Source organism: Oceanicoccus sagamiensis (assembly GCF_002117105.1).
GTDB classification, from domain to species: domain Bacteria; phylum Pseudomonadota; class Gammaproteobacteria; order Pseudomonadales; family Dasaniaceae; genus Oceanicoccus; species Oceanicoccus sagamiensis.
Genome location: NZ_CP019343.1, coordinates 2,255,314 through 2,276,290 on the forward strand (window position 1 = coordinate 2,255,314; position 20,977 = coordinate 2,276,290).

Sequence of the window (20,977 nt, forward strand, 5' to 3'; positions counted from 1 at the left end):
GGAATTAATGGCAGGCACAAAAAGAATTTAGATAAAGGGTAAGGGTTCAGCAAATGCTACAACCTAAACGTACAAAATTTCGTAAGATGATGAAAGGTCGCAATCGCGGCTTGGCACATCGTGGCAGCAAAATCAGTTTCGGTGAATACGGCCTAAAAGCTGTTGGCCGTGGCCGAGTAACTGCTCGTCAGATCGAAGCCGCACGTCGTGCGATGACTCGTCACATTAAGCGTGGCGGTAAAATTTGGATTCGTGTGTTTCCAGACAAGCCAATTACCGGTAAGCCTTTAGAAGTTCGTCAAGGTAAAGGTAAGGGTAATGTTGAGTACTGGGTAGCACAGGTTCAGCCAGGCAAAGTTCTTTATGAAGTGCAGGGCGTGAGCGAAGAGTTGGCGCGTGAAGCTTTTGCTTTAGCGGCAGCCAAGATTCCAGTTGCAACCACTTTTGTTAAACGGTCGGTAATGTAATGAAAGCTTCAGAATTACGTGAAAAATCTGTAGAAGAGCTAGGCGCTGAGTTAGTTAAACTGCGTGAAGACCAGTTTAAGCTAAACATGCAAAACGCTACAGGTCAGTTGGGTCAATCCCACCTGTTGAAACAAGCTCGTAAAGATATCGCACGGGTAAAAACTGTGCTTTCAGAAAAGGCAGGTAACTAAGATGTCAGCAAAAGAAAGCGGAGCTCGTACAGCGACGGGTAAAGTCGTTAGCGACAAAATGGATAAAACAATTACTGTTCTTATTGAGCGTAAAGTTAAACATCCTATCTACGGCAAATATTTGATTCGTTCATCCAAGCTTCACGCTCACGATGAAAACAACGAATGCAAAGCTGGTGATGTTGTCACTATCAGCGAGACAAAGCCATATTCCAAGTCTAAGACCTGGAAGTTGGAAAAGATTGAAGAGAGTGCCGTACAGGTATAACGCGCCTCTGGCTTGCCTTGCTAACTAAGGGCTGGCTGGAATCGATAAGAAGGTTTGGAGTAGAAGATGATTCAAACAGAATCGTATTTAGATGTAGCAGATAACAGCGGCGCACGTCGTGTTATGTGTATCAAAGTACTGGGTGGTTCACACCGTCGTTATGCGCGTATTGGTGACCTGATCAAGGTGACTGTGAAGGAAGCGATTCCTCGCGGTAAAGTTAAAAAAGGTCAGGTAATGACAGCGGTTGTAGTACGTACCAAAAAAGGTGTACGTCGCGGTGACGGCTCGATGATCAAGTTTGACGATAACGCTGCAGTTATCCTGAATGCTCAGGATGCGCCAATTGGTACTCGTATCTTTGGCCCAGTAACCCGCGAACTGCGCGGTGAAAAATTTATGAAGATTATCTCTCTGGCCCCTGAAGTACTTTAAGTACTGGTTTAGAGAAGCAGAGAGAGTAGAGGATCGGAAATGCGTAAAATTATGCGAGATGACGAAGTCATCATCCTGGCAGGTAAAGACAAAGGCAAGCGTGGCAAGGTTGTTAGCCAGGTTGGCGAAGATCGTCTGATTGTTTCTGGCATCAATATGATGAAGAAGCACCAGAAGCCTAACCCGCAAGCAAATGTACCTGGCGGCATTATTGAAAAAGAAGCGCCGATTCAGATTTCAAATGTAGCGATTTTTAATAGCGCTACTGCGAAAGCGGATCGTGTAGGTTTTAAAGTTGAAGGTGGCAAGAAAGTGCGTATCTTCAAATCAAACGGCGAACAGATTGACGCGTAATCTTCTCCTTCGGGAAGATTTACAGTGGCAACATAGAGAAAGCTGAGAAAAGAAATGGCGAATTTGAAAGAAAAGTACAACACAGAGTTAAAGGCACAGCTTAAAGAAGAGCTGAAGCTGGACAATGTGATGGAAGTTCCGGCAATTACCAAGATCACCCTGAATATGGGTGTAGGTGAAGCACTGGGCGACAAGAAAGTTCTTGAGCATGCAGTAAGCAATATGGAACAAATTAGCGGCCAGAAAGTTGTGGTCACTAAGGCGCGTAAATCTATCGCTGGCTTTAAAGTCCGTGAAGATTGGCCGATCGGTTGTAAAGTTACATTGCGTAGCGACCGTATGTACGAATTCCTGGAACGCTTAATCAGCATCTCAATTCCACGTATTCGCGATTTCCGCGGCATTAGCCCGAAATCATTTGATGGTCGCGGCAACTTTGCCATGGGTGTTTCAGAGCAGATTATCTTCCCTGAAATCGACTATGACAAAATTGATAAAATCCGTGGTATGGATATTACCATTACCACTTCAGCACGGAACAACGAAGAAGGTTTGGCCCTGTTGAAAGCATTTAATTTCCCTTTTAAGAACTAATTTAGGTATAGCGGCATGGCAAAGAAATCGATGATCGCCCGCGAAGCAAAGCGTGCAGCAACTGTTAAAAAGTTTGCAGCAAAACGCGCTGAGCTTAAAGCACTGATCCTGGATCCAAACGCGAGTGATGATGACAAGTGGGCTGCGCAGATCAAACTGCAAAAGCTTCCACGTGATGCTAACCCGGTTCGTCAGCGTAACCGCTGTCAGGTTACCGGTCGTCCACACGGTGTTTATCGCAAGTTTGGTTTATGTCGTAACAAATTACGCGAAGCTGCTATGCGCGGCGACGTACCTGGTCTAGTTAAGGCTAGTTGGTAAATCTTGTCTTTGTTGACATTGTTGAAAGCAGAAAGAAGACAGAGGCTTTAGGAGCAAAAATATGAGTATGCAAGATCCCGTAGCGGATATGCTAACCCGGATTCGCAATGCACAGATGGCTGGTAAGCCTGAAGTTGCGATGCCCGCTTCAAAATTAAAAGCAGCTTTGGCTGGTGTGTTACAGGAAGAAGGCTTTGTAGCTGGTTCTCGTAACGAAGCGGTAGATGGCAAGCCCAACTTGGTTGTAGAGCTTAAGTACTACAACGGCAAGCCAGTTATTGTTGAAATTGACCGTGTAAGTCGCCCTGGTTTGCGCTCTTACGTCGGTAAAGATGAATTGCCAAAAGTACGTGGTGGTTTAGGTGTTGCGATTGTCTCTACCTCTAAAGGTGTGATGACTGATCGTGCAGCACGTGCTGCCGGTGTTGGTGGTGAAGTACTTTGCACAGTTTTCTAAGAAAACTGTCACTTAAATAGAGTCAGAGTTTAAGACTATGTCTAGAGTAGCAAAAAGCCCAGTGGCTATCCCAGCAGGTGTTGAGGTGAAAATTAACGGTCAGGAAGTGACTGTTAAAGGCGCCAAAGAATCCATGTCTTGGGGTGTGCACGAGAAGGTAGAAGTTAAACAAGAAGAAAACAAGTTAGTGTTTTCTGGTCGTAACGATGCGAAAGACGCCTGGGCCCTGGCCGGCACTACGCGCGCATTAGTTAACAATATGGTGATTGGTGTTAGCACTGGCTTTCAGAAAAAGCTTGAGCTAAACGGTGTTGGTTATCGTGCCAAATCAACAGGTAATGTTTTGAACCTGACTTTAGGTTTCTCACACCCGGTTGATTACGAATTACCTAAAGGCGTTAGCGCTGAAACACCTTCTCAAACCGAGATCGTGTTGAAAGGCGCAGACAAGCAACAAATTGGACAGGTAGCTGCTGAAATTCGCGCCTTCCGTCCACCTGAGCCTTATAAAGGTAAAGGTATTCGTTATTCCGACGAGTATGTTCGTCGTAAAGAAGCTAAGAAGAAGTAATAGGTAACTAGTATGAGCGACAAGAAAACATCAAGATTGCGTCGTGCTCGCCGAGCCCGCGCCAAGATGCGTGAGTTAGGTGCTAATCGCCTTAGCGTTCACCGCACTTCGCAGCACATTTACGCACAAATTATTGGCCCAGAAGGCGATAAAGTTTTAGCTAGTGCTTCAACACTGGATAAAGACTTGCGTTCAGGTAGCACCGGTAATGCCGATGCCGCAGCCAGTGTTGGTAAGTTGATAGCAGAGCGTGCAAAGGCCGCCGGTATTTCCGACGTAGCTTTTGACCGTAGTGGTTTTAAATACCATGGCCGCATTAAGGCTTTGGCAGAGGCAGCCCGCGAAGGCGGCCTACAATTCTAACGATTCAAGCGATTGAATTAGAGTCAGGGTTAAACGATGTCATTTAATGATTCAAAAAAGCAGGACGATTCTGAAGGCTTACAAGAGAAGCTGGTTCAGGTTAACCGTGTTGCAAAAGTGGTAAAAGGTGGTCGTATTTTCGGTTTCACTGCGCTGACAGTAGTCGGTGACGGTAACGGTAAAGTCGGCTTTGGTCGTGGTAAGGCTCGCGAAGTGCCAGTAGCTATCCAGAAAGCTATGGAAGCGGCTCGTCGCAATATGATCGACGTTGACCTGAATGGTGACACTATTCAGTATCCGATCAAAGCTAACCACGGTGCTTCAAAAATCTACATGCAGCCTGCATCACAGGGTACTGGTGTTATCGCCGGTGGCGCAATGCGTGCTGTATTGGAAATGGCTGGTGTACATAACGTACTGGCCAAGAGCTACGGTTCTACTAATCCGGTAAACGTTGTTCGCGCAACTTTTAAAGCGCTTGAAACAATGGCTTCGCCTGAGCAAGTAGCGAATCGTCGCGGCAAAACAGTAGAAGAAATTTTAAATTAAGTAGTGAATCGGTGGTGAACACCGCCGAGCATTAGGGTTGCAGAAATGGCCAAGAAGACAGTTAAAGTAACGCTGGTACGTAGTACTAACGGTCGCAGACAGGCGCACAAAGCCTCAGTTGCCGGTTTGGGTTTACGTCGCATTAATCACACCGTTGAAGTGGAAGATACACCTTCAACACGCGGTATGATTAACCAAGTCAGCTATTTGCTACGGGTTGAGGATTAATCATGACTGAAGAATTACGTTTAAATACATTGAGCCCGGCACCTGGTGCCAAGCACAGCTCAAAGCGTGTTGGTCGTGGTATCGGTAGCGGCTTAGGTAAAACCGGTGGCCGTGGTCACAAAGGTCAAAAAGCTCGCAGTGGCGGTAGTGTTCGTCCAGGTTTCGAGGGTGGCCAGATGCCAATGCAGAAGCGTTTGCCGAAGTACGGCTTCACTTCTCGCGTAGCTCGGGTAACCGCTCAGATCCGTACTAGCGAATTAGCAGCAGTTAAAGATGATGTGATCGATCTAACAGCGCTTAAGCGTGCTGACCTGGTTGGTACTAATATCGAACGTGCAAAAATCTTTTTGTCAGGCGATGTAAACAAAGCTGTGACTATTAAAGGTTTAGGTGTAACCAAAGGCGCTCGTGAAGCAATCGAGAAAGCCGGCGGAAAGATTGAGGAATAATCCATAGTGAATACAGGGCTGCTATCCGGCGGAAAGCAATCTGGACTAGGCGAGCTTATGGCTCGCCTTCGTTTTGTTCTGATTGCCATAATTATTTATCGAATTGGTACGCATATTCCGGTACCAGGTATTAATCCAGACCAGATTGCAGCCATGTTTAACCAGAACCAGGGTACGGTTCTTGGTTTATTCAATATGTTCTCGGGTGGTGCGCTTGAGCGTATGAGTATATTGGCATTGGGTATCATGCCGTATATCTCAGCTTCCATCATTATGCAGCTGATGAGTGCCGTTAGCCCTCAGCTGGAAGCATTAAAGAAAGATGGTGAAGCTGGTCGTCGTAAGATAAGCCAGTACACCCGTTACCTGACAGTGATTTTAGCCACTGTACAGGGCACCGGTATGGTGGTTGGTTTAGCCAATTCCGGTATGGCCTACAGCATGGGGCTATCGTTCTACTTTATCGCGATTGTATCGTTGGTAACCGGTGCGGTCTTTATGATGTGGTTAGGCGAGCAGGTGACTGAGCGCGGTATTGGTAACGGTATATCGTTATTAATCTTTGCAGGTATTGTTGCCGGTTTACCATCAGCCGTTGGTCAATCGATTGAACAGGCAAGACAAGGCGAACTCAATATCTTGATATTGTTGCTGATCTTAGCCTTGGCGATTGCCGTTGTTTACTTAGTGGTATTTATTGAGCGCGGTCAGCGTCGTATCACAGTGAACTACGCCAAGCGCCAGCAAGGTAACAAAGTGATGCAGGGGCAGCAGAGTCATTTGCCCATGAAGGTCAATATGGCGGGTGTTATCCCGGCGATATTTGCCAGCTCACTGTTATTATTCCCAGCGTCTATTGCCCAGTGGTTTGGTCAGGGTGAAGGCATGGAGTGGTTGCAGGAAGTATCATTGGCGATTGGCCCGGGCCAGCCTTTGAATATTTTACTGTTTACCATGTTGATTGTATTTTTCTGTTTCTTCTATACGGCGTTGATGTTTAACCCGAAAGAAGTGGCCGATAATTTAAAGCGCTCAGGAGCGTTCTTGCCAGGGATTCGTCCCGGTGAGCAAACAGCCAACTATATTGATAGCGTGTTAACTCGCTTAACGATCTTTGGTTCTTTGTATATTGCCCTGGTCTGCTTGTTGCCACAGTTTCTGGTGGTAATGTGGAATGTACCGTTCTACTTAGGTGGTACTTCCCTGTTGATTGTTGTGGTCGTGGTTATGGACTTTATGTCCCAGGTTCAGTCTCATCTGATGTCTCATCAGTATGAAGGCATGATGAAAAAGGCCAACCTCAAAAGTTATGGTAAGGGCAAAGGCGGTTAATCTCCCCCTTAGCCAGAACCGGTTTATTAAAGTAGTAGTGGAGAAGTGAAATGAAAGTTCGTGCTTCTGTAAAGAAAATCTGTCGTGACTGCAAAGTCGTGCGCCGCAAAGGTGTTGTTCGTGTTATCTGTAACACAGAGCCTCGCCACAAGCAGCGTCAAGGCTAAGATCGGGCCATTTGGCCTATCTTAAAATGTAGTAACGATCAGGTTGATTTTTTATTAATCTGGCGCTAAACTGTCGCGCCTTTTGCGCAGTGGCTCAATTTTAGTGGTTTTTAGCCTGAAATTGAGCAAATCACAGTCAAAAGGCCGTGTTAAGCGTTAAAAATGAAAGTTTTGGAGTAATTTGGATGGCTCGTATAGCTGGTGTCAACATCCCCGACCATAAACATGCGGTGATCTCGTTGACCTATATCTACGGTATTGGTCGCCCTACAGCCAAGCAGATTTGTGCTGCTGCGGGTGTTGCTGAAGATACTAAAATTGGTTCTCTGTCAGAAGAGATACTGGATACCATCCGTGCTGAAATCGGCAAGGTTAGCGTAGAAGGTGATCTTCGTCGTGAAGTGTCCATGAACATCAAGCGTTTATTGGATTTAGGTTGTTTCCGTGGCTTGCGTCACCGTAAGAACCTGCCACTTCGTGGTCAGCGTACCAAGACTAATGCCCGGACCCGTAAAGGTCCTCGTAAACCCATTCGTAAGTAATACTTTTTGCCCTATTTAGGGTAATAGGTTTACCTAAGAAGAAATAAGTAATTGATTCAATTACTTTAGTGTAGCTACATCACTTTTGTAGTGCTGATATTAGAGTAGGAAGAAAATGGCTAAAGATACTAAGCCGGCCCGTAAAAAGGTCAAAAAGACTGTTGTGGATGGCATTGCGCATATCCACGCGTCTTTTAACAACACCATCATTACCATCACAGACCGTCAAGGTAACGCACTCAGCTGGGCAACCGCTGGTGGTTCCGGTTTCCGTGGTTCGCGTAAATCTACCCCCTTCGCTGCGCAGGTTGCTGCTGAGCGTGCGGGTATCGCAGCCCAGGAATACGGTCTGAAAAACTTAGACGTTGAAGTCAAGGGCCCAGGTCCTGGTCGTGAATCTGCGGTTCGCGCACTGAACAATGTCGGTTACAAGATTGGTAGCATTAATGACGTTACGCCGATTCCACACAATGGCTGTCGTCCTCCCAAGAAACGTCGCGTTTAATTAAGAATACAGGAATACAACAATGGCTAGATACTTAGGCCCTACATGTAAGCTGTCCAGAAGAGAAGGTACAGACCTGTTCTTAAAGAGCGGTGTTCGTCCTCTGGATTCAAAATGTAAAGCAGAAGCCGCTCCCGGTTTCCACGGCGCCCGTCGCGGTCGTCTGTCGGATTACGGTGTACAGCTTCGTGAAAAGCAGAAAGTTCGTCGTATCTACGGCGTACTGGAAAAGCAATTTCGCAACTACTATAAAGAAGCTGCTCGTCTGAAGGGCGCAACGGGTGAAAACCTGCTGCAACTTCTGGAAAGCCGCTTGGATAACGTTGTTTATCGTATGGGTTTCGGCTCAACACGTTCTGAAGCACGCCAGCTGGTTTCTCATAAAGCCATCCTGGTTAACGACAAAGTCGTTAATATTGCTTCATACCAGGTAAAAGCGGGTGACAAAGTGTCAGTTCGTGAAAAAGCCAAAAATCAATTGCGCGTTAAGAACGCTCTTGAACTTGCCGGACAGCGTGGCGAGCCAGAGTGGATCGACATTAACGCAGGCAATATGGAAGGTACTTATAAGTCTCAGCCAGATCGTGCTGACCTTTCTTCCGAGATTAACGAAAACCTGATTGTTGAATTGTACTCTAAGTAATCGTCAGATTACTTAGACTCCAAATCTCAATCTAAAGGACTAATACTACACAGGTGTCCATATGCAGAGTGCAGTAAACGAATTTTTAACGCCACGCGTTATCGATGTAGACGAAGTAAGCTCAACCCGCGCCAAGGTAACTCTTGAGCCATTAGAGCGTGGCTTTGGTCATACTTTAGGTAATGCCTTGCGTCGTATTCTGTTGTCTTCCATGCCCGGTTGTGCCGTGACTGAAGTTGAGATCGACGGCGTGTTGCATGAGTACAGTGCTATTGAAGGTGTTCAGGAAGATGTGATTGAAATCTTGTTGAACCTGAAGGGTGTATCAATTTTGATGCACGGAAAAGACGAAGCCGTATTAACCTTAAGCAAGTCTGGCGCAGGTCCTGTGACAGCTGGCGATATCCAGGTTGATCACGAAATTGAAATTTCTAACCCTGATCATGTGATTGCCAACTTAAACGAAGCTGGTTCATTAAACATGAAGCTAACCATCGGCCGCGGCCGTGGTTATATTCCTGCGGATGCTCGTCAAAATGACGAAGAAGAAACTCGCAGCATTGGTCGTTTACAGTTAGACGCTTCTTTCAGCCCAGTACACCGCGTCGCTTACGTGGTAGAAAACGCTCGTGTAGAACAGCGTACTGACCTTGATAAACTGGTTCTGGATCTTGAGACCAACGGTACTATCGATCCTGAAGAAGCGATTCGTCGTGCAGCAACCATCTTACAGCAGCAGCTGTCAGTATTTGTTGACCTTGAAAGTGAAAAAGAAGCTGAGCCAGAGGAAGAGGAAGACGAAGTCGATCCAATTCTACTGCGTCCGGTTGATGATCTTGAGTTAACTGTACGTTCAGCCAACTGTCTGAAAGCAGAAAATATTTACTACATTGGTGACCTTGTTCAGCGCACAGAAGTTGAGCTGCTGAAAACCCCTAACTTGGGTAAGAAGTCACTGACAGAAATTAAAGACGTTTTGGCGTCACGTGGTTTGTCTTTAGGTTTACGCCTGGACAATTGGCCACCTGCCAGCCTTAAAAACGATGACAAGCTGTTAGCTTCTTAATAACAGCTGCTTAATCGTAACGTCATAGTATTAACCGGGATAGGTAAACTATCCCGAAAGAAATAGGAAATAGACCCATGCGTCATCGTCATAGTGGCCGCCAGCTAAACCGTAACAGCTCACATCGCAAAGCGATGTTCCGCAATATGGTTAATTCATTAGTTGAGCACGAGCTGATTAAAACTACATTGCCTAAGGCAAAAGAATTGCGTCGTCATGCCGAGCCGCTAATTACTTTAGGTAAAACTGATTCAGTAGCAAACCGTCGTTTGGCTTTTGATCGTACTCGCGATAAAGCTACCGTGGGTAAATTGTTCTCTGACCTTGGCCCGCGTTACCAGGAGCGTCCAGGAGGTTACATCCGTATCCTTAAGGCTGGCTACCGCACCGGTGACAAAGCGCCAATGGCCTATGTTGAGTTGGTAGATCGCCCAGAAGTAGATGATATCTTCGAGGACGATGAGGATTAAGATCCAAGCCTGATGGCTGGGTCGATCCTTAAAAAACCGGACTTTTTAGTTCGGTTTTTTATTGCCTGTCAATCAGAGATGCAGAGACGATAATAGAAAGGTTAACCATGAAAGCGATACAGGTACATACGTTTGGCGGCCCTGAACAACTGGTCTATTCAGACACCGTTACCACCCCGGAACCTGGTGCCACTCAAGTCCTAATACAAAACAGCTACGCAGGATTAAATTTTAAAGATACCTTGACCCGCAGTGGTGCCTATCATGGTGGCAATCCTGATCTGCCTTTTATTCCTGGTATAGAAGCCTCAGGTGTTATTACTGCCGTAGGTGATAAGGTCAGTCAGTTTGCGGTGGGAGACCGGGTCGCCTATATGACCGGCACCATGAGTACCAAAGAAAACAACTGTTACGCGCAATACACAGCTTTTGATGCAGGCTCCAATATAGTCAAGATACCCGATGAGATAAGCATGGAACAAGCCTGTGCCTGTATGGTGCAGGGCCTGACCGGCCATTACCTGACGACTGATGCTTATCGAGTGAAAACAGGGGACTGGGTGTTAATTCATGGTGCCGGTGGCGGCTTGGGTATGATGCTGACTCAGTTATGTAAAAGAGCGGGAGCTACAGTGATTGGTACCTGTGGCAGCGTCAGCAAAGCTAAACAGGCCTTGGAGAATGGTTGCGACTTTGCCATTGATTACTCAGCCGAGGATTTTGTCGCACAAGTAAAGAGCCTCACTAAAAACCGAGGTGTTAATGCCGTTTATGACGGTATTGGCAAAACTACCTTTCTACCCGGTCTGGATACGTTGGCCAAACGGGGTACGATGGTGCTGTTTGGCAATGCCTGTGGTGAGCACCCCGACCCTATTGCGCCTACGTTATTAGCCCAGAAAGGCTCGCTTAGCTTAATTCGGCCAGCACTCTACGATTACCTGTTATCGCAACAGGAAATGCAAATTCGCGCTACTGACTTGTTTGGTTTTATACAAGAGGGCAGTTTGAATATTCCTGTCAGCGCATATTATCCGTTGGATCAGGCTGCACAAGCCCATCGTGATTTAGAGCAGCGCTCGGTCATAGGCAAGGCTCTGTTCAGTATCGATGACGGTAGCACTTGCTAGAAGATGGGCTTCCAATGATAGGAGAGGGTGTAAATAATACACATTCATGCCTTTTACTTAACTGGTTCTATAAGAGGGTTGCTTGAAATTTGTGCTGCTCTATGTAAATCTCAGTATCGAACAATAATAATTAAACGGAGTTATTTATGAAAAAACTAATAAAACACACCCTTTTTCTATCCTTGCCCTTGGTTTTATCTTTTGCCTCTTCAGCTTTTTCCGCCGTCATTTTAGTGTCCGATGACCGCAGTTATGAATATGCGGGTAGTGGTGGCAGCGGGGCTTATTCGCCCTCGACGCCTTTTGCCCTTTGGCAGCGTGGTTATCAGGGAAGAAGCCAGACATCTGTCATTAGCACTTCGGGTTTTTCTGCCTCGGGTTCAGCGGATGCTTATTCGGACTATGACTGGTCACAGTCAGAGTCTATTTTCGATTTTACCTTTCAGTTGACGTCCCATTACCGCTTAACGATTACCGGTCTGGTTTGGGGGCAAGAAGAGCAGTGGGGTGAGGGTAATGCCTCCAGTAAGCTGTATGAAGGTAGCCAGACCACTAGTTCTAATGCCTTATACAGCGTCAGTGTGTCGGCAGGTTATGGCTATGAAGAGGCAGCGGTTAATTATTCAGATATATTAGGGCCGGGTGTTTATCGTTTTAAAACCATTGCCAATCCCTATACCATGATTGCCTCTTCCGGTTTCAGTGTATCGGGCAATTTTGTTTCAGTGCCGGCACCGCCTTCAGCAGTCCCTGTTCCAGCCGCTGCCTGGCTTTTTGGTTCGGCGCTACTGGGTTTAATAGGTGTGCGTCGTAGCAAGTAACTACAGGGCTTTTAGCAGAATTTGTGCAGCTGGTAGCTATTACTGGGCAACCCGGTGTTTGATATAAGATCGCTTGGAGGTGATTTTATTACCCGCAAAGGTAAAAATATCACAGCCATCGATTTCTACCGCGCTACCATCAGTGCGGTTACCGACAAAAGTCCATTCTGAGCAGCCGTGATTGCCCTGTACAAAGTGCAGGGCATCGATAAATCTTACTTCGGGTATCTCCGTCCATACCTCAATAAAGCGTGCCCTGACGGCTTCATAGCCCTTAATGCGAGTGCCGTACTTTTCGGTACCGCCACCGGTTTCAAACACGCAGTCTTCGGACATAAAACTCATGATAGTGTCGATATCATGAGCGTTCCAGGCATCACTGTAGTGAATCAGGTCATCAGTCGTCATGGTCTTTCCTGCATCGGGTTTATTATTCCTAAGCATATCGCCGGCTATCGCTAGCGACAAGCGCATTAAACCTACCTCTAAGCTTGGCCTGGTTAGACTTCATCTTTGCTTATGGGGTATTCTGCTTATTGCCCACTGGAGACCCATAATGAAAATAATCTTTTATCTCCTGCTTCTCTGTATCGCCACACCTGTTTACAGTACGGCAGCTAATACTAACCGTTACCAGCTTGAACCCCTGGCTGAGGGCCTGTTCAGCTTTCGCTATGGCACTGACCGAACTCTGGTGGTGGTGGGTGAAAAAGGCGTAGCAATAACCGATCCGATTAATGCGGATGCTGCCAGGGCGCTACAGCAGAGTCTGGTTGATATCACTAGCCTTCCGGTGACCGATATTATCTACACCAATTCATTTTTTAATCGAGTGGCAGGTGCCCGGAGTTTTAAACAGCAGGGCGCTCGTATTACTTCGCAGCAGCGTTGTGCTGATAATTTGCAGAAAACCCCCGGCAAAAATATTGTGCCGGTCGATACAGTTTATCAAGACACTTACCGTGTTGATGTCGGTGGTGCCAAACTGGATTTATATTATTTGGGTGAAAGTTATGGCACCTGTTTATCAGTGGTGATTGCCAGACCAGCTAATATAATGATGATCTTTGGCCTCGTTAATAGCGATGCGGCCGCAGTCCCCAGCGACCCAACTCTGGCTAATTATTATTTGCATAATCTCTTACCCTTTTTTGATCGGGTTGAGGCCTTGGCACAGGCTGAAAATATTCAGGCTATCGTGGGCAGCTATGCCAGACCAGGGGGGACACCGGTGGTTTATAGTCAGGCACTTGGTCCGGTCAGTCTCGTGTCAGAACAGAAAAAGTTTTGGCAGCTCTTATTAGGCGCCGTTGAAAAGGATTATCAGCAGCAAATATCTGCTCGGGCCCTGGGTAATCGTTTGGATATGGACACCTTTTCTGGCTTTGCGGATTTCGATGAAAAGCGGCTAAAGATAATGACAAGAAGAGTGTATTCACTCTACCGGATAGGGCGTTGATATGAATTATTCCAAATCGCTGATTATCTTTTTGCTATTGCTATTTTCTCTACAGACGGTTGCAGGTTTGCATGCAGGCAAAACACGGAAAATGTTTATGCCCGGTGTACCCTTTTATGAAACCGAGGACTTGGGCGGTGGGCTTTATGCGTTTCGTTATGGCCCTTACCGCAATATTTTTGTGGTAGGTGATGATGGTGTGATTGCTACTGACCCGATTGATGTTCGCGCGGCCAAGCCACTGCGTGAAGAAATTGCAAAAATTACTGACCTGCCGGTAAAGTATGTTGCCTATTCCCACTCCCATTGGGATCACGCCTCAGGTGGTCAGATTTTTAAACAGGCGGGTGCCGAATTTGTAGCGCAGCAGGAATGCGCTAAGAATATGTCCGAAACACCGCATCCTGATGTCGTCCCTCCCGATATCACCTTTGATCAGCAATACAGCATTAAGCTGAAAAATGCTTCGCTGGATATGTATTACTTTGGCCCCAGCCATGATGACTGTATGGTGGTGATGATTGCCAAACCCGCCAATATTTTATTTGTGGTGGACATTACCAGTGCGCCTACCGGCTGGGAAATGGAATATAACCCGACTATGGCTGAAGGCTATCTGTTTAATATGGTGCCTTATTTAAAAGCGGTGGAAGCCCTGGCTGATCGAGAAGGTGTTAAGCAAATCGTTAGCGGCCATATGGCCATCGGCTATAACGATAAAAACCGTATTTTTGTACAGCCTTCAGTCGGGCCCATTGATGCGGTGCGTGAAAAACGTATTTTTTGGGAAATTTTATTTGCATCAGTAGAACGTGAGTTGGCCAAAGGGACTTCGCTGGATAATATGCCGGATAAGTTATTAGCTTCACCGCAATTCAAAGAAGAGTTTTTAGATAATCTGCACAAGCGTAATTGGCGCGATAGTGAGATGTGGATTTTATTACGAAGAGTAGGTACCTATGTTACTACGGGCCGCTAAAGTTTATAGGGGGAAATTATGATTGTAGGTGTGCATCATATAGCGATTGGCGTTGATGATTTTGACAAAGGGCTGAAATTTTATACCGAGGCTTTGGGCTTTGAAGTGGTTCAGCAAGCTGAGATAAAAGATAACCCCTTGGCTGATGGTGCTATTGGCCTGGAAAATATTCAGGCACAAATGGCGATGCTAAAAGCCCCCAATGCTTATCTTGAATTATGGCAGTACAGCAATCCTGCGCCTAAAGATTTGCGTTCCAGACCTTGCGACTATGGTTACCCTCATATCGCATTGCAGGTCGATAATATTCAGCAGGAATATGACCGTTTAAAACAACATGGTATGGAATTTGTGGGTGAGGTAGCTCACTTTGAAGATAAAATTTCTGCCATCTATGGGCGTGACCCCTGCGGTAATATCATTGAGCTCTATGAGATTAAGTCCGATGAATTCGCTCAGTTGGCACGTTAGAACAATTATACCGGGGTCGATCTATGAGTGATGATATTTTGCTAAGGCTGCAAAGGTTGGAAGATATTGAGGCTATCCGCAGCCTAAAACATGCTTACTGTTATGCCTGTGATGATAACTACAATACCGAAAAACTCAGGCAAGTTTTTGCGCCCGATGCGGTATGGGAGGCCGAGGGCTTTGGTCAATATAGTGGGGTAGAGGCCATCTGTGATTTTTTTGACCAGGTCTCGAAGGATATTGTGGCAGCCGCCCATCTGGTAATGAATGATGTTATCGAGATTGCTGATGATGGCTTAACGGCGAAAGGGGTATGGAGAAATTGTCAGCCGGTGACGACGGTTGAAGCCGGTAATTATCAAGCGGCCTGGATGTTGGCTCGTTATGATGAAATATATACCAAGGTAGAGGGGCGCTGGCTGATCAAAAAACTGGTGGCTTCTATCCAGTTTACCGCGCCTTATAAAGAGGGCTGGGCCGATTTATGGCCGCAACCCTGTTAAAGCTGATCAGGGTTTGTACCAGATAGCAGAAGTGATGGCTCGCTCCTGAATCGTTGTCGGCTCCATCGGGGTAGTGCCCAATTTAGCCGCATCATAAGTAGACCAGCGCGGGGTGGGGATTTCTAACACCCGCACATAGTAAAACGCTTCCTGCTGCGGATTAAAATCAGGGTCCTGCCAGAACGCTAAAATTGATGAGCCGCCAATCGTGTTGCTATAGCTGGGCTCGTCAATATTAACTGTATTGCCCACAGCGGGCAGTTTGTTAGTTTTAGGGTCGAGCTGGCGTTGATCGGCGGCGGCAATATCAAACACTTGTTCCTGACTTACCCCTTCGCTATCCAGCCAGGCTTTAATCACCTGTGCGCGATCCAGATTAGCGCCCTGTGGGTCTTTCATGGTCATAATTAAAAAGCTGGGTGCTTTGCCGGTGGGTGCTTGGGTTAAGTCCCCTCCCATAGGTACACCGTTAGCATAGGCCTGGCTGACCATATCCTCTTGTGCCAGTTGCTGCTCGGTAAAATCCCAGCCGCCAAAAAAACGCACTAAAATGCGTGGGCCTGAAGTCGCAAAGGTTTCTTTGCGTTGCAGGGCATCATAGAGTGATTCCCGTGTATTGGACTCTGCCCAGACCCCGGCCAGGCCGCCGGAGCTCCAACGAGTAACGGGGTTCATGCTGTTAGGTAATAGCAGCGACTTACCGGTTCTTAAACCGGCGCTACCATCCAGCATGGGCAGTTTGCCGGTGTAATCACTTTCTTCAGTTGGAGAGCTGGCATTATGGCTATCGCTGGCGCCGATAACACCAAATTTAAACGGGTTAAACCCTTCGTTATGGGAGAACTCCATGCCCATTCTCAAGGCGTCACGGACATAGCTGCCTTTATAACTGGTAGGTAGAGACCCTTGGGTAAACAGGGATTCGCCCAACAATTCGAAATCGGCAAAGTCATCTTCGCTGGAAAGCACTGGGTGTGTTTCCGAGCTGCCTTTTATTTGCACCACTTCACTGATCGGTTCATAGCGCATACGCATGTCAGCATATTCTTTGGTGAGAGGCTTGCCTGCAAAGTCAGCGGAGGCATACATATAGCCGCGGCTAAAGTTACCATTATGGGGAATCGACATGGCCACTTTACCCTGTTGGTTTTCCTTATCAAGAAATGCCCATAAGTCTTCCGGGTTATGGCTGTCCAAAGAGCTATAGGGAAGGTCTGAGACCAGATTATTCCGGTAAATCACATTGCGATGCAGGTGGGCAGTAATATCCCCGGCATTGGCCGACCATTCATAGCCGATAAAGGTAGTAAATAAACCGGGCTGGTAATGTTCTTCTGCGGCATCGATGGTTTGTTGCCAGGCGTTTTTATTCACGGTGCGATTAATGGCTTCGCCATTGGGGGCAAAACCGTGTTCAGGGATTTCCTGGCTGGATTGCAACCAGGCGGCGGTAATACTGAAGACATTGCCCGTTTTTAATATTTCGGCCAGGGTTTTCTGGGTGGTAGGAATATCAATTTCAGCCAATCGTGCCTGTCCCATATATTCGGCATGGTCGGTTACCGCGGCAAAGTCCAATGGCCGGGTAATTTGAATGGGGTAACCCGCAGCGTGTTCAATAACCTTGCCCTTGGCAAATTTATAGACATCCACAGGTTCAGTGCGAACCCCTAAAATATAAGCATCGGTCGACAGGCCGGTATGTATATGCAGGTCGCCAAAGTAGGCCTGTCGGTTGGCGTCATAGGGTACCTCTGCCGGCGCTGGCTGGCTGGGTAAGTCTTTGAGGTTGTTTGCTGGAGTGAGTGAAGGGTCGTTATTGCCACAACCAGCCAAAATCAATAAGGGAAGGACCAGGGCCGCTTTATAGTTGCTGCAGGGTAGGAGTGTCATTAGTTCGCCTTATTATTTTTTGGGTCTGGCTGGGATTGTAGCACCATAAAATCATTAGCTAAGTGTCCTTTTTGGCCAGAACCGGCACGGTTTAAAAAACAGTTATAGACTTTTTTACTATTGATCGATGGCTAGAGGTGGGGATTTTTGCTTTTAGAGTGTCTTACTAGAGATACCCCGACAGATTGCCCAGAATGAAAGGGGGAATAACAACGATAAGGAGATAAAGTTATGACCGAGCAACAAGACCATAGTAAACCAGAGAAAGCACGGGAGCGTTGGTCCAATGCGGAGTGCCCTGAGAGTATCACTTATGAATGTTTTCCTCCCGTTGGCTTTTCCAGGTTGTTACCGCATCATTTAAAGTGGTGGCGCAGGCCCTTTTTCTTGCGCTGGTGGTGGCAACTATGTTGCTGTTGCTGCTCCCACCCTCCAGCCACTGCGGCACCACAGCCAGCTACTTCCTGTACTGTGGATTTGCAGTTGGAGCCCAATACCTTTGGCCCCGGCAGAAGTATTCATATTGTTGTGGTGGCAGCCCCTTACCAGTATTTTGCCGAGTTCTACTTACAGTGGACCGCCAGTGGTGCTGGCCAGGTGTTAGTGGATGTGGAGCTGATTGCTGGCCCGGTAGCAACCCCACAGTTGCTGGTGGATGATCGTGGCCCCAGTGATCGTTATTTATTGAGTACTAACCGCCCCGGCAGTTATGTATTTCGTGCCACTGCAACAGATGCTCAGGGCAATACCTGTTTTGATACCTTGCAGGTAGATCTTCCCGGTATTTAGCGAAAAAAAGCTGTGTCGTGGGCGATACAGATAGTATTATGGTGGTAGTTTTTAATGCCGTGCTGGCTGTTTTGCCGTAAACAGCTATGCTTGGTTAAGAATAATCAATGAGGTGTTTATGGTAGATAAAGCGCAGAAGATCCAGGAGCCTTTTCTCAATGCACTACGCAAAGAGCGTATCCCCGTGTCTATTTTTATGAAAAACGGGATTAAGTTGCAGGGCACTATAGAAAGCTTTGATCAGTTTGTAGTGATGCTAAAGAATGTATCGACTCAGGTGGTGTTTAAGCATGCTATTTCTACAGTGGTTCCGTCCAGAAATGTGCGTTTGCCTGTAGAGGGTGAGGAAGCATCGGGTAAGTAGCGTATCAACTCTATAAAAAAGGCGTATGGGGAAACCCATACGCCTTTTTTTATATCTCAGTAACAGGCTTACATCTCGGGGAAGGGCAGCTCCTGTGCAACCTCATAGAGTTTTACATCCATGGATTTGGGGGGATAACCGGCCATGGCTTTCTGAAAAGCGGCCATATGTGGGGTGGTGAAGTGCTCTTTTAGGGCATCCATGGATTGCCATTTCTCAACAATATGCATCGTACTGGGGTTGGCAATTTCGGTGGTAAAGGTATAGGAGATATTACCCGGCTCAGTCTCTATCGTGGCGGTCTGCATATCCACAATGGCCTGGTGCAGGTTGTTAATATCTTCGGTAGTGGATTCTACGGTAGCTAATACAATAATCATTTTTTATCCTTGCTGTTCTACTGTTAAGCGTTGCCTATAGCTTAAAAGGCTTAGGGCTTAATGGCAATGATATCGGTATGGAGTCGGCTTAAAATGCCCTCTACCGTATTGCCCATCAGCTTACCTTTGATGCCTTTTCTGGCCACAGTGCCGGTAACCACTACATCGGCTTTGAGTTTATTAGCAATACTGGGGATCACTTTATCCGCAGGGCCGGCTTTTAGGTGCACACAGCTGGTATCGAGGCCATATTCTTTGCAGAAAGCATCTGAGACGAGTTTAATCTCTTTGCGGCGTTTACTGATATAGTCTTTGGCGTTGATAATATCCATGTCAATCAGAGCCTGGGGCATGGTGATGGCATGGGCAATATGCACTTCCTGGCCCAGTGCCTCGGCCAGTTCCTGCGCATGTTTAAAGACTTTGTGGTTTAACGCGATTTTGGCTTTAAGCTTGGTTGAGAAATCCAGTGAGGCCACAATGCGTGGCTTTTTCTTCCAGCTCTTGCTGGCGGTAATCATCACTGGAGGCGCACACGTTCTTAATAGCTGCCAATCGGTCGAGGTATAGAGAAAGGTCTCACTTCGATGGGCGGATTTAATCACCATATCGATCTTATGCTTGTTGCACAGGGTCGTAATAGCCTGGGAGATATCTTTGCCCCAAACAGCCTTGATATCGATATTTTTGGGTTTGATTTTTAGCTGCTTGGCGATTTTTTCCAGCTCTTGCTGGCGTTTGGCAACCACTTGTTTCTCAAGTTGGCTGCGGCTGAGCTTGGCAAGCTTTAAGTCTTCGGGGTTGTGGATATTGACATAGCAATAGCCTCGCAGAATAATTTTGGCGCCGGTTGCGGCTTGCAGATTGGCCGCTCTGGCCAGGGCTATATTTTTTCCGCCTGTTTTGTCGGCGATGACCAGCAGCTTTTTCATAGTTTTGCTCCGCATAAGATTTTTGTGTCTATACAGGTTAGCAGTTTATTGCCAATTAGGCGTTGATTCCGGTCATGACTTTTCTATTTTCGTGATTGGCCGGCATTAGCAATGATAGATCCAGCTAAAGAATCAATAGCCCCGGTTGATATCAACCGGGTTCAGTAATTTATCACCCTTAAGGTAGCGCCGTAAATTCTCTTGATACAGGATAAAGCCACGCTGGATAGCCGCCATAGAAAAGCCAGCTGTGTGGGGGGTGATAATCACATTATCCATCGTCCATAGTGGATGGTCCTTTGGCAGCGGCTCTGGGTCGGTCACATCCAGGCCGGCACCGGCTAAGTGGCCACTTTTCAGAGCTGCCATTAAGCTATCTGTGTGGGTGGTTTTGCCCCGGCCCACCGAGATATAGCGGCTGCCTTTTTTCATCGCATTAAAAAAAGACTGGTCAATACTGCCCTTTGTTTGCTCCGTTAAAGGCAGGGCATTGACTACATAGTCCGCCTCTTTTGCCAGCTGATGCATGTCACTGGCCAGCCCCACCTTATCGACATAGTCAGGGCCGCTGCGGCTGGAATTGCGAGTGGCGATAACGCGCATACCTAAAGCGTTAGCCCGTTTGGCCACTTCGTTGCCGATACCGCCTAAGCCGAGAATTAGCATGGTTTTACCACCCACCTCATTATCACTCAGGCTTTGCGCCTGCCGTTGCCATTGGCCCTCTAATTGCTGTCGTTGGTAAACCGCTAAGCTGCGGCTAAGTGCCATAGTTAGAGCAATAGCATGTTCAGCAATGGCAGGGGCCGCCATCTTGCGGGTATTGGTCAGTAAAAAGTCGGTTTTATTTAAGCCGGCGGTGGCGGTACAGCCTTCACTGCCAGAGCTATAAATTTGCATCCAGGTCAGTTGCGGGAGTTGGTTAAGCAGATCTTTACTGCAAAAAGCAAAAACCACTTCGGATTTTTGCAAAAATGCGGGTGCTGCTTGCTTGGGGTTGGGGATATAAGTATTGAGGGGAATATCACCCGCCACGGCTTTTAAGCTCCCTACCAAAGGTTTTGCAATCGGCCCAAATTGTGGCGGTATCACCACAGTAATACTATCCGGTTTTTTCCAGCGGGGGTGTTGACTGCTGGGTTGATCGCTTTCTTGCAGCTTAAAGGTTTTTATTAGTTGCTCGGCCTTGCTCGATGCTTCGGCCGAAGCCATCGTTATACCCAGCAGTGACAGGCTGATGGATAAGGCTAGTCTTGGTAACAACATAGTGATTTCCTTTTAAGC

33 protein-coding genes are annotated in these 20,977 nt (G+C 47.0%); 28 read left to right on the forward strand and 5 right to left on the reverse strand.

Going from position 1 to position 20,977, the window contains the following annotated elements; genetic code table 11:
- Window positions 1–53: 53 nt before the first annotated feature.
- From rplP to BST96_RS20740, 22 genes are all read left to right on the forward strand, one after another.
- On the forward strand, window positions 54–467 hold the full coding sequence (rplP, locus tag BST96_RS10225; RefSeq protein ID WP_085758607.1) for a 50S ribosomal protein L16: 414 nt from the start codon (window positions 54–56) through the stop codon (window positions 465–467).
- Window positions 467–658, forward strand: coding sequence for a 50S ribosomal protein L29 (gene rpmC, locus BST96_RS10230; protein WP_085758608.1), 192 nt, complete (start codon window positions 467–469; stop codon window positions 656–658). Before rplP ends, rpmC begins: the two co-directional genes overlap by 1 nt.
- A 1-nt stretch (window position 659) precedes the next feature.
- Window positions 660–926, forward strand: coding sequence for a 30S ribosomal protein S17 (gene rpsQ / locus BST96_RS10235; RefSeq protein ID WP_085758609.1), 267 nt, complete (start codon window positions 660–662; stop codon window positions 924–926).
- 66 nt (window positions 927–992) lie between these two features.
- Window positions 993–1,361 carry a 50S ribosomal protein L14 gene (gene rplN / locus BST96_RS10240; protein WP_085758610.1) on the forward strand — a complete coding sequence of 123 codons (369 nt, stop codon included), beginning with the start codon at window positions 993–995 and terminating at the stop codon, window positions 1,359–1,361.
- Window positions 1,362–1,400: 39 nt separating this feature from the next.
- Window positions 1,401–1,715: a 50S ribosomal protein L24 gene (gene rplX, locus BST96_RS10245; protein ID WP_085758611.1), complete on the forward strand. Its 315-nt coding sequence runs from the start codon at window positions 1,401–1,403 to the stop codon at window positions 1,713–1,715.
- A gap of 54 nt (window positions 1,716–1,769) precedes the next feature.
- Window positions 1,770–2,309: a 50S ribosomal protein L5 gene (rplE, locus tag BST96_RS10250; RefSeq protein WP_085758612.1), complete on the forward strand. Its 540-nt coding sequence runs from the start codon at window positions 1,770–1,772 to the stop codon at window positions 2,307–2,309.
- A gap of 15 nt (window positions 2,310–2,324) precedes the next feature.
- Window positions 2,325–2,630, forward strand: a complete 306-nt coding sequence (gene rpsN / locus BST96_RS10255) for a 30S ribosomal protein S14 (protein WP_085758613.1) — start codon at window positions 2,325–2,327, stop codon at window positions 2,628–2,630.
- 61 nt (window positions 2,631–2,691) lie between these two features.
- On the forward strand, window positions 2,692–3,087 hold the full coding sequence (gene rpsH / locus BST96_RS10260) for a 30S ribosomal protein S8 (RefSeq protein WP_085758614.1): 396 nt from the start codon (window positions 2,692–2,694) through the stop codon (window positions 3,085–3,087).
- A gap of 37 nt (window positions 3,088–3,124) precedes the next feature.
- A complete protein-coding gene (gene rplF, locus BST96_RS10265; protein ID WP_085758615.1) occupies window positions 3,125–3,658 on the forward strand; it encodes a 50S ribosomal protein L6 in 534 nt (177 codons plus the stop codon).
- A gap of 12 nt (window positions 3,659–3,670) precedes the next feature.
- Window positions 3,671–4,021 carry a 50S ribosomal protein L18 gene (gene rplR, locus BST96_RS10270; protein WP_085758616.1) on the forward strand — a complete coding sequence of 117 codons (351 nt, stop codon included), beginning with the start codon at window positions 3,671–3,673 and terminating at the stop codon, window positions 4,019–4,021.
- A gap of 36 nt (window positions 4,022–4,057) precedes the next feature.
- Window positions 4,058–4,570 (forward strand): 30S ribosomal protein S5, encoded by a 513-nt coding sequence (gene rpsE, locus BST96_RS10275; RefSeq protein WP_085758617.1) that lies wholly within the window; start codon window positions 4,058–4,060, stop codon window positions 4,568–4,570.
- 45 nt (window positions 4,571–4,615) lie between these two features.
- A complete protein-coding gene (gene rpmD, locus BST96_RS10280; RefSeq protein ID WP_085758618.1) occupies window positions 4,616–4,798 on the forward strand; it encodes a 50S ribosomal protein L30 in 183 nt (60 codons plus the stop codon).
- Window positions 4,799–4,800: 2 nt separating this feature from the next.
- Window positions 4,801–5,247, forward strand: a complete 447-nt coding sequence (gene rplO / locus BST96_RS10285; RefSeq protein ID WP_085758619.1) for a 50S ribosomal protein L15 — start codon at window positions 4,801–4,803, stop codon at window positions 5,245–5,247.
- Between the two features lie 57 nt (window positions 5,248–5,304).
- Window positions 5,305–6,579, forward strand: coding sequence for a preprotein translocase subunit SecY (gene secY, locus BST96_RS10290; protein WP_240554779.1), 1,275 nt, complete (start codon window positions 5,305–5,307; stop codon window positions 6,577–6,579).
- 50 nt (window positions 6,580–6,629) lie between these two features.
- Window positions 6,630–6,746, forward strand: a complete 117-nt coding sequence (gene rpmJ / locus BST96_RS10295) for a 50S ribosomal protein L36 (protein ID WP_085758621.1) — start codon at window positions 6,630–6,632, stop codon at window positions 6,744–6,746.
- Window positions 6,747–6,931: 185 nt separating this feature from the next.
- On the forward strand, window positions 6,932–7,288 hold the full coding sequence (gene rpsM / locus BST96_RS10300) for a 30S ribosomal protein S13 (protein ID WP_085758622.1): 357 nt from the start codon (window positions 6,932–6,934) through the stop codon (window positions 7,286–7,288).
- 115 nt (window positions 7,289–7,403) lie between these two features.
- Window positions 7,404–7,793 carry a 30S ribosomal protein S11 gene (gene rpsK / locus BST96_RS10305; protein WP_085758623.1) on the forward strand — a complete coding sequence of 130 codons (390 nt, stop codon included), beginning with the start codon at window positions 7,404–7,406 and terminating at the stop codon, window positions 7,791–7,793.
- Window positions 7,794–7,815: 22 nt separating this feature from the next.
- Window positions 7,816–8,436, forward strand: coding sequence for a 30S ribosomal protein S4 (gene rpsD / locus BST96_RS10310; RefSeq protein WP_085758624.1), 621 nt, complete (start codon window positions 7,816–7,818; stop codon window positions 8,434–8,436).
- A 61-nt stretch (window positions 8,437–8,497) separates the two neighbouring features.
- The gene (locus BST96_RS10315; RefSeq protein WP_085758625.1) at window positions 8,498–9,502 is read left to right on the forward strand and encodes a DNA-directed RNA polymerase subunit alpha; all 1,005 of its coding nucleotides are present in this window, start codon (window positions 8,498–8,500) and stop codon (window positions 9,500–9,502) included.
- A gap of 77 nt (window positions 9,503–9,579) precedes the next feature.
- Entirely contained in the window at window positions 9,580–9,972 is a 393-nt protein-coding gene (gene rplQ / locus BST96_RS10320; protein ID WP_085758626.1) for a 50S ribosomal protein L17, read from the forward strand.
- A gap of 107 nt (window positions 9,973–10,079) precedes the next feature.
- Window positions 10,080–11,102, forward strand: coding sequence for a quinone oxidoreductase family protein (locus tag BST96_RS10325; protein WP_085758627.1), 1,023 nt, complete (start codon window positions 10,080–10,082; stop codon window positions 11,100–11,102).
- 146 nt (window positions 11,103–11,248) lie between these two features.
- Entirely contained in the window at window positions 11,249–11,923 is a 675-nt protein-coding gene (locus tag BST96_RS20740; protein ID WP_085758628.1) for a hypothetical protein, read from the forward strand.
- A 39-nt stretch (window positions 11,924–11,962) separates the two neighbouring features.
- Here the strand turns inward: BST96_RS20740 and BST96_RS10335 are convergent, their stop codons facing one another.
- The gene (locus tag BST96_RS10335; protein WP_206045326.1) at window positions 11,963–12,397 is read right to left on the reverse strand and encodes a nuclear transport factor 2 family protein; all 435 of its coding nucleotides are present in this window, start codon (window positions 12,395–12,397) and stop codon (window positions 11,963–11,965) included.
- 82 nt (window positions 12,398–12,479) lie between these two features.
- On the opposite strand from BST96_RS10335, the gene BST96_RS10340 reads away from it, so the two are divergent.
- The 4 genes from BST96_RS10340 to BST96_RS10355 are packed head-to-tail and all read left to right on the forward strand — an operon-like array spanning window position 12,480 to window position 15,335.
- Window positions 12,480–13,382 carry an MBL fold metallo-hydrolase gene (locus tag BST96_RS10340; protein WP_085758630.1) on the forward strand — a complete coding sequence of 301 codons (903 nt, stop codon included), beginning with the start codon at window positions 12,480–12,482 and terminating at the stop codon, window positions 13,380–13,382.
- A gap of 1 nt (window position 13,383) precedes the next feature.
- Window positions 13,384–14,361: an MBL fold metallo-hydrolase gene (locus tag BST96_RS10345; protein ID WP_085758631.1), complete on the forward strand. Its 978-nt coding sequence runs from the start codon at window positions 13,384–13,386 to the stop codon at window positions 14,359–14,361.
- An 18-nt stretch (window positions 14,362–14,379) separates the two neighbouring features.
- Window positions 14,380–14,832 carry a VOC family protein gene (locus BST96_RS10350; protein ID WP_085758632.1) on the forward strand — a complete coding sequence of 151 codons (453 nt, stop codon included), beginning with the start codon at window positions 14,380–14,382 and terminating at the stop codon, window positions 14,830–14,832.
- 23 nt (window positions 14,833–14,855) lie between these two features.
- Window positions 14,856–15,335, forward strand: a complete 480-nt coding sequence (locus BST96_RS10355; protein WP_085758633.1) for a nuclear transport factor 2 family protein — start codon at window positions 14,856–14,858, stop codon at window positions 15,333–15,335.
- A gap of 6 nt (window positions 15,336–15,341) precedes the next feature.
- Here BST96_RS10355 and BST96_RS10360 read toward each other — a convergent pair whose 3' ends face one another.
- Window positions 15,342–17,228 carry a DUF3604 domain-containing protein gene (locus BST96_RS10360; protein ID WP_085758634.1) on the reverse strand — a complete coding sequence of 629 codons (1,887 nt, stop codon included), beginning with the start codon at window positions 17,226–17,228 and terminating at the stop codon, window positions 15,342–15,344.
- Window positions 17,229–17,459: 231 nt separating this feature from the next.
- Between BST96_RS10360 and BST96_RS20435 the strand changes: the two genes are divergently transcribed.
- Both BST96_RS20435 and hfq read left to right on the forward strand, forming a co-directional pair.
- Complete coding sequence (locus BST96_RS20435) at window positions 17,460–18,017, forward strand: hypothetical protein (RefSeq protein WP_157117924.1); 558 nt, start codon at window positions 17,460–17,462, stop codon at window positions 18,015–18,017.
- Between the two features lie 118 nt (window positions 18,018–18,135).
- A complete protein-coding gene (hfq, locus tag BST96_RS10370) occupies window positions 18,136–18,381 on the forward strand; it encodes an RNA chaperone Hfq (protein ID WP_085758636.1) in 246 nt (81 codons plus the stop codon).
- Between the two features lie 68 nt (window positions 18,382–18,449).
- Here the strand turns inward: hfq and BST96_RS10375 are convergent, their stop codons facing one another.
- From BST96_RS10375 to BST96_RS10385, 3 genes are all read right to left on the reverse strand, one after another.
- A complete protein-coding gene (locus BST96_RS10375) occupies window positions 18,450–18,761 on the reverse strand; it encodes a putative quinol monooxygenase (RefSeq protein WP_085758637.1) in 312 nt (103 codons plus the stop codon).
- Window positions 18,762–18,811: 50 nt separating this feature from the next.
- Window positions 18,812–19,693, reverse strand: coding sequence for a universal stress protein (locus BST96_RS10380; RefSeq protein ID WP_085758638.1), 882 nt, complete (start codon window positions 19,691–19,693; stop codon window positions 18,812–18,814).
- A gap of 132 nt (window positions 19,694–19,825) precedes the next feature.
- Window positions 19,826–20,959, reverse strand: coding sequence for a D-2-hydroxyacid dehydrogenase (locus BST96_RS10385; protein ID WP_085758639.1), 1,134 nt, complete (start codon window positions 20,957–20,959; stop codon window positions 19,826–19,828).
- Window positions 20,960–20,977: the final 18 nt, after the last annotated feature.

Coding starts and splice junctions, on each gene's coding strand:
- rplN (WP_085758610.1), top strand. CDS start 993: ATGATTCAAACAGAATCGTATTTAGATGTAGCAGATAACAGCGGCGCA.
- rpsH (WP_085758614.1), top strand. CDS start 2,692: ATGAGTATGCAAGATCCCGTAGCGGATATGCTAACCCGGATTCGCAAT.
- hfq (WP_085758636.1), top strand. CDS start 18,136: ATGGTAGATAAAGCGCAGAAGATCCAGGAGCCTTTTCTCAATGCACTA.
- BST96_RS20740 (WP_085758628.1), top strand. CDS start 11,249: ATGAAAAAACTAATAAAACACACCCTTTTTCTATCCTTGCCCTTGGTT.
- rplX (WP_085758611.1), top strand. CDS start 1,401: ATGCGTAAAATTATGCGAGATGACGAAGTCATCATCCTGGCAGGTAAA.
- rpsM (WP_085758622.1), top strand. CDS start 6,932: ATGGCTCGTATAGCTGGTGTCAACATCCCCGACCATAAACATGCGGTG.
- rplE (WP_085758612.1), top strand. CDS start 1,770: ATGGCGAATTTGAAAGAAAAGTACAACACAGAGTTAAAGGCACAGCTT.
- rpsN (WP_085758613.1), top strand. CDS start 2,325: ATGGCAAAGAAATCGATGATCGCCCGCGAAGCAAAGCGTGCAGCAACT.
- BST96_RS10340 (WP_085758630.1), top strand. CDS start 12,480: ATGAAAATAATCTTTTATCTCCTGCTTCTCTGTATCGCCACACCTGTT.
- rplP (WP_085758607.1), top strand. CDS start 54: ATGCTACAACCTAAACGTACAAAATTTCGTAAGATGATGAAAGGTCGC.
- rpsQ (WP_085758609.1), top strand. CDS start 660: ATGTCAGCAAAAGAAAGCGGAGCTCGTACAGCGACGGGTAAAGTCGTT.
- rplQ (WP_085758626.1), top strand. CDS start 9,580: ATGCGTCATCGTCATAGTGGCCGCCAGCTAAACCGTAACAGCTCACAT.
- rplR (WP_085758616.1), top strand. CDS start 3,671: ATGAGCGACAAGAAAACATCAAGATTGCGTCGTGCTCGCCGAGCCCGC.
- secY (WP_240554779.1), top strand. CDS start 5,305: ATGGCTCGCCTTCGTTTTGTTCTGATTGCCATAATTATTTATCGAATT.
- rpmC (WP_085758608.1), top strand. CDS start 467: ATGAAAGCTTCAGAATTACGTGAAAAATCTGTAGAAGAGCTAGGCGCT.
- BST96_RS10375 (WP_085758637.1), bottom strand. CDS start 18,761: ATGATTATTGTATTAGCTACCGTAGAATCCACTACCGAAGATATTAAC.
- BST96_RS10345 (WP_085758631.1), top strand. CDS start 13,384: ATGAATTATTCCAAATCGCTGATTATCTTTTTGCTATTGCTATTTTCT.
- rplF (WP_085758615.1), top strand. CDS start 3,125: ATGTCTAGAGTAGCAAAAAGCCCAGTGGCTATCCCAGCAGGTGTTGAG.
- BST96_RS10380 (WP_085758638.1), bottom strand. CDS start 19,693: ATGAAAAAGCTGCTGGTCATCGCCGACAAAACAGGCGGAAAAAATATA.
- BST96_RS10315 (WP_085758625.1), top strand. CDS start 8,498: ATGCAGAGTGCAGTAAACGAATTTTTAACGCCACGCGTTATCGATGTA.
- BST96_RS10350 (WP_085758632.1), top strand. CDS start 14,380: ATGATTGTAGGTGTGCATCATATAGCGATTGGCGTTGATGATTTTGAC.
- rpsD (WP_085758624.1), top strand. CDS start 7,816: ATGGCTAGATACTTAGGCCCTACATGTAAGCTGTCCAGAAGAGAAGGT.
- rpmD (WP_085758618.1), top strand. CDS start 4,616: ATGGCCAAGAAGACAGTTAAAGTAACGCTGGTACGTAGTACTAACGGT.
- BST96_RS20435 (WP_157117924.1), top strand. CDS start 17,460: ATGACCGAGCAACAAGACCATAGTAAACCAGAGAAAGCACGGGAGCGT.
- BST96_RS10355 (WP_085758633.1), top strand. CDS start 14,856: ATGAGTGATGATATTTTGCTAAGGCTGCAAAGGTTGGAAGATATTGAG.
- rpmJ (WP_085758621.1), top strand. CDS start 6,630: ATGAAAGTTCGTGCTTCTGTAAAGAAAATCTGTCGTGACTGCAAAGTC.
- BST96_RS10385 (WP_085758639.1), bottom strand. CDS start 20,959: ATGTTGTTACCAAGACTAGCCTTATCCATCAGCCTGTCACTGCTGGGT.
- rpsE (WP_085758617.1), top strand. CDS start 4,058: ATGTCATTTAATGATTCAAAAAAGCAGGACGATTCTGAAGGCTTACAA.
- BST96_RS10325 (WP_085758627.1), top strand. CDS start 10,080: ATGAAAGCGATACAGGTACATACGTTTGGCGGCCCTGAACAACTGGTC.
- rplO (WP_085758619.1), top strand. CDS start 4,801: ATGACTGAAGAATTACGTTTAAATACATTGAGCCCGGCACCTGGTGCC.
- BST96_RS10335 (WP_206045326.1), bottom strand. CDS start 12,397: ATGCGCTTGTCGCTAGCGATAGCCGGCGATATGCTTAGGAATAATAAA.
- rpsK (WP_085758623.1), top strand. CDS start 7,404: ATGGCTAAAGATACTAAGCCGGCCCGTAAAAAGGTCAAAAAGACTGTT.
- BST96_RS10360 (WP_085758634.1), bottom strand. CDS start 17,228: ATGACACTCCTACCCTGCAGCAACTATAAAGCGGCCCTGGTCCTTCCC.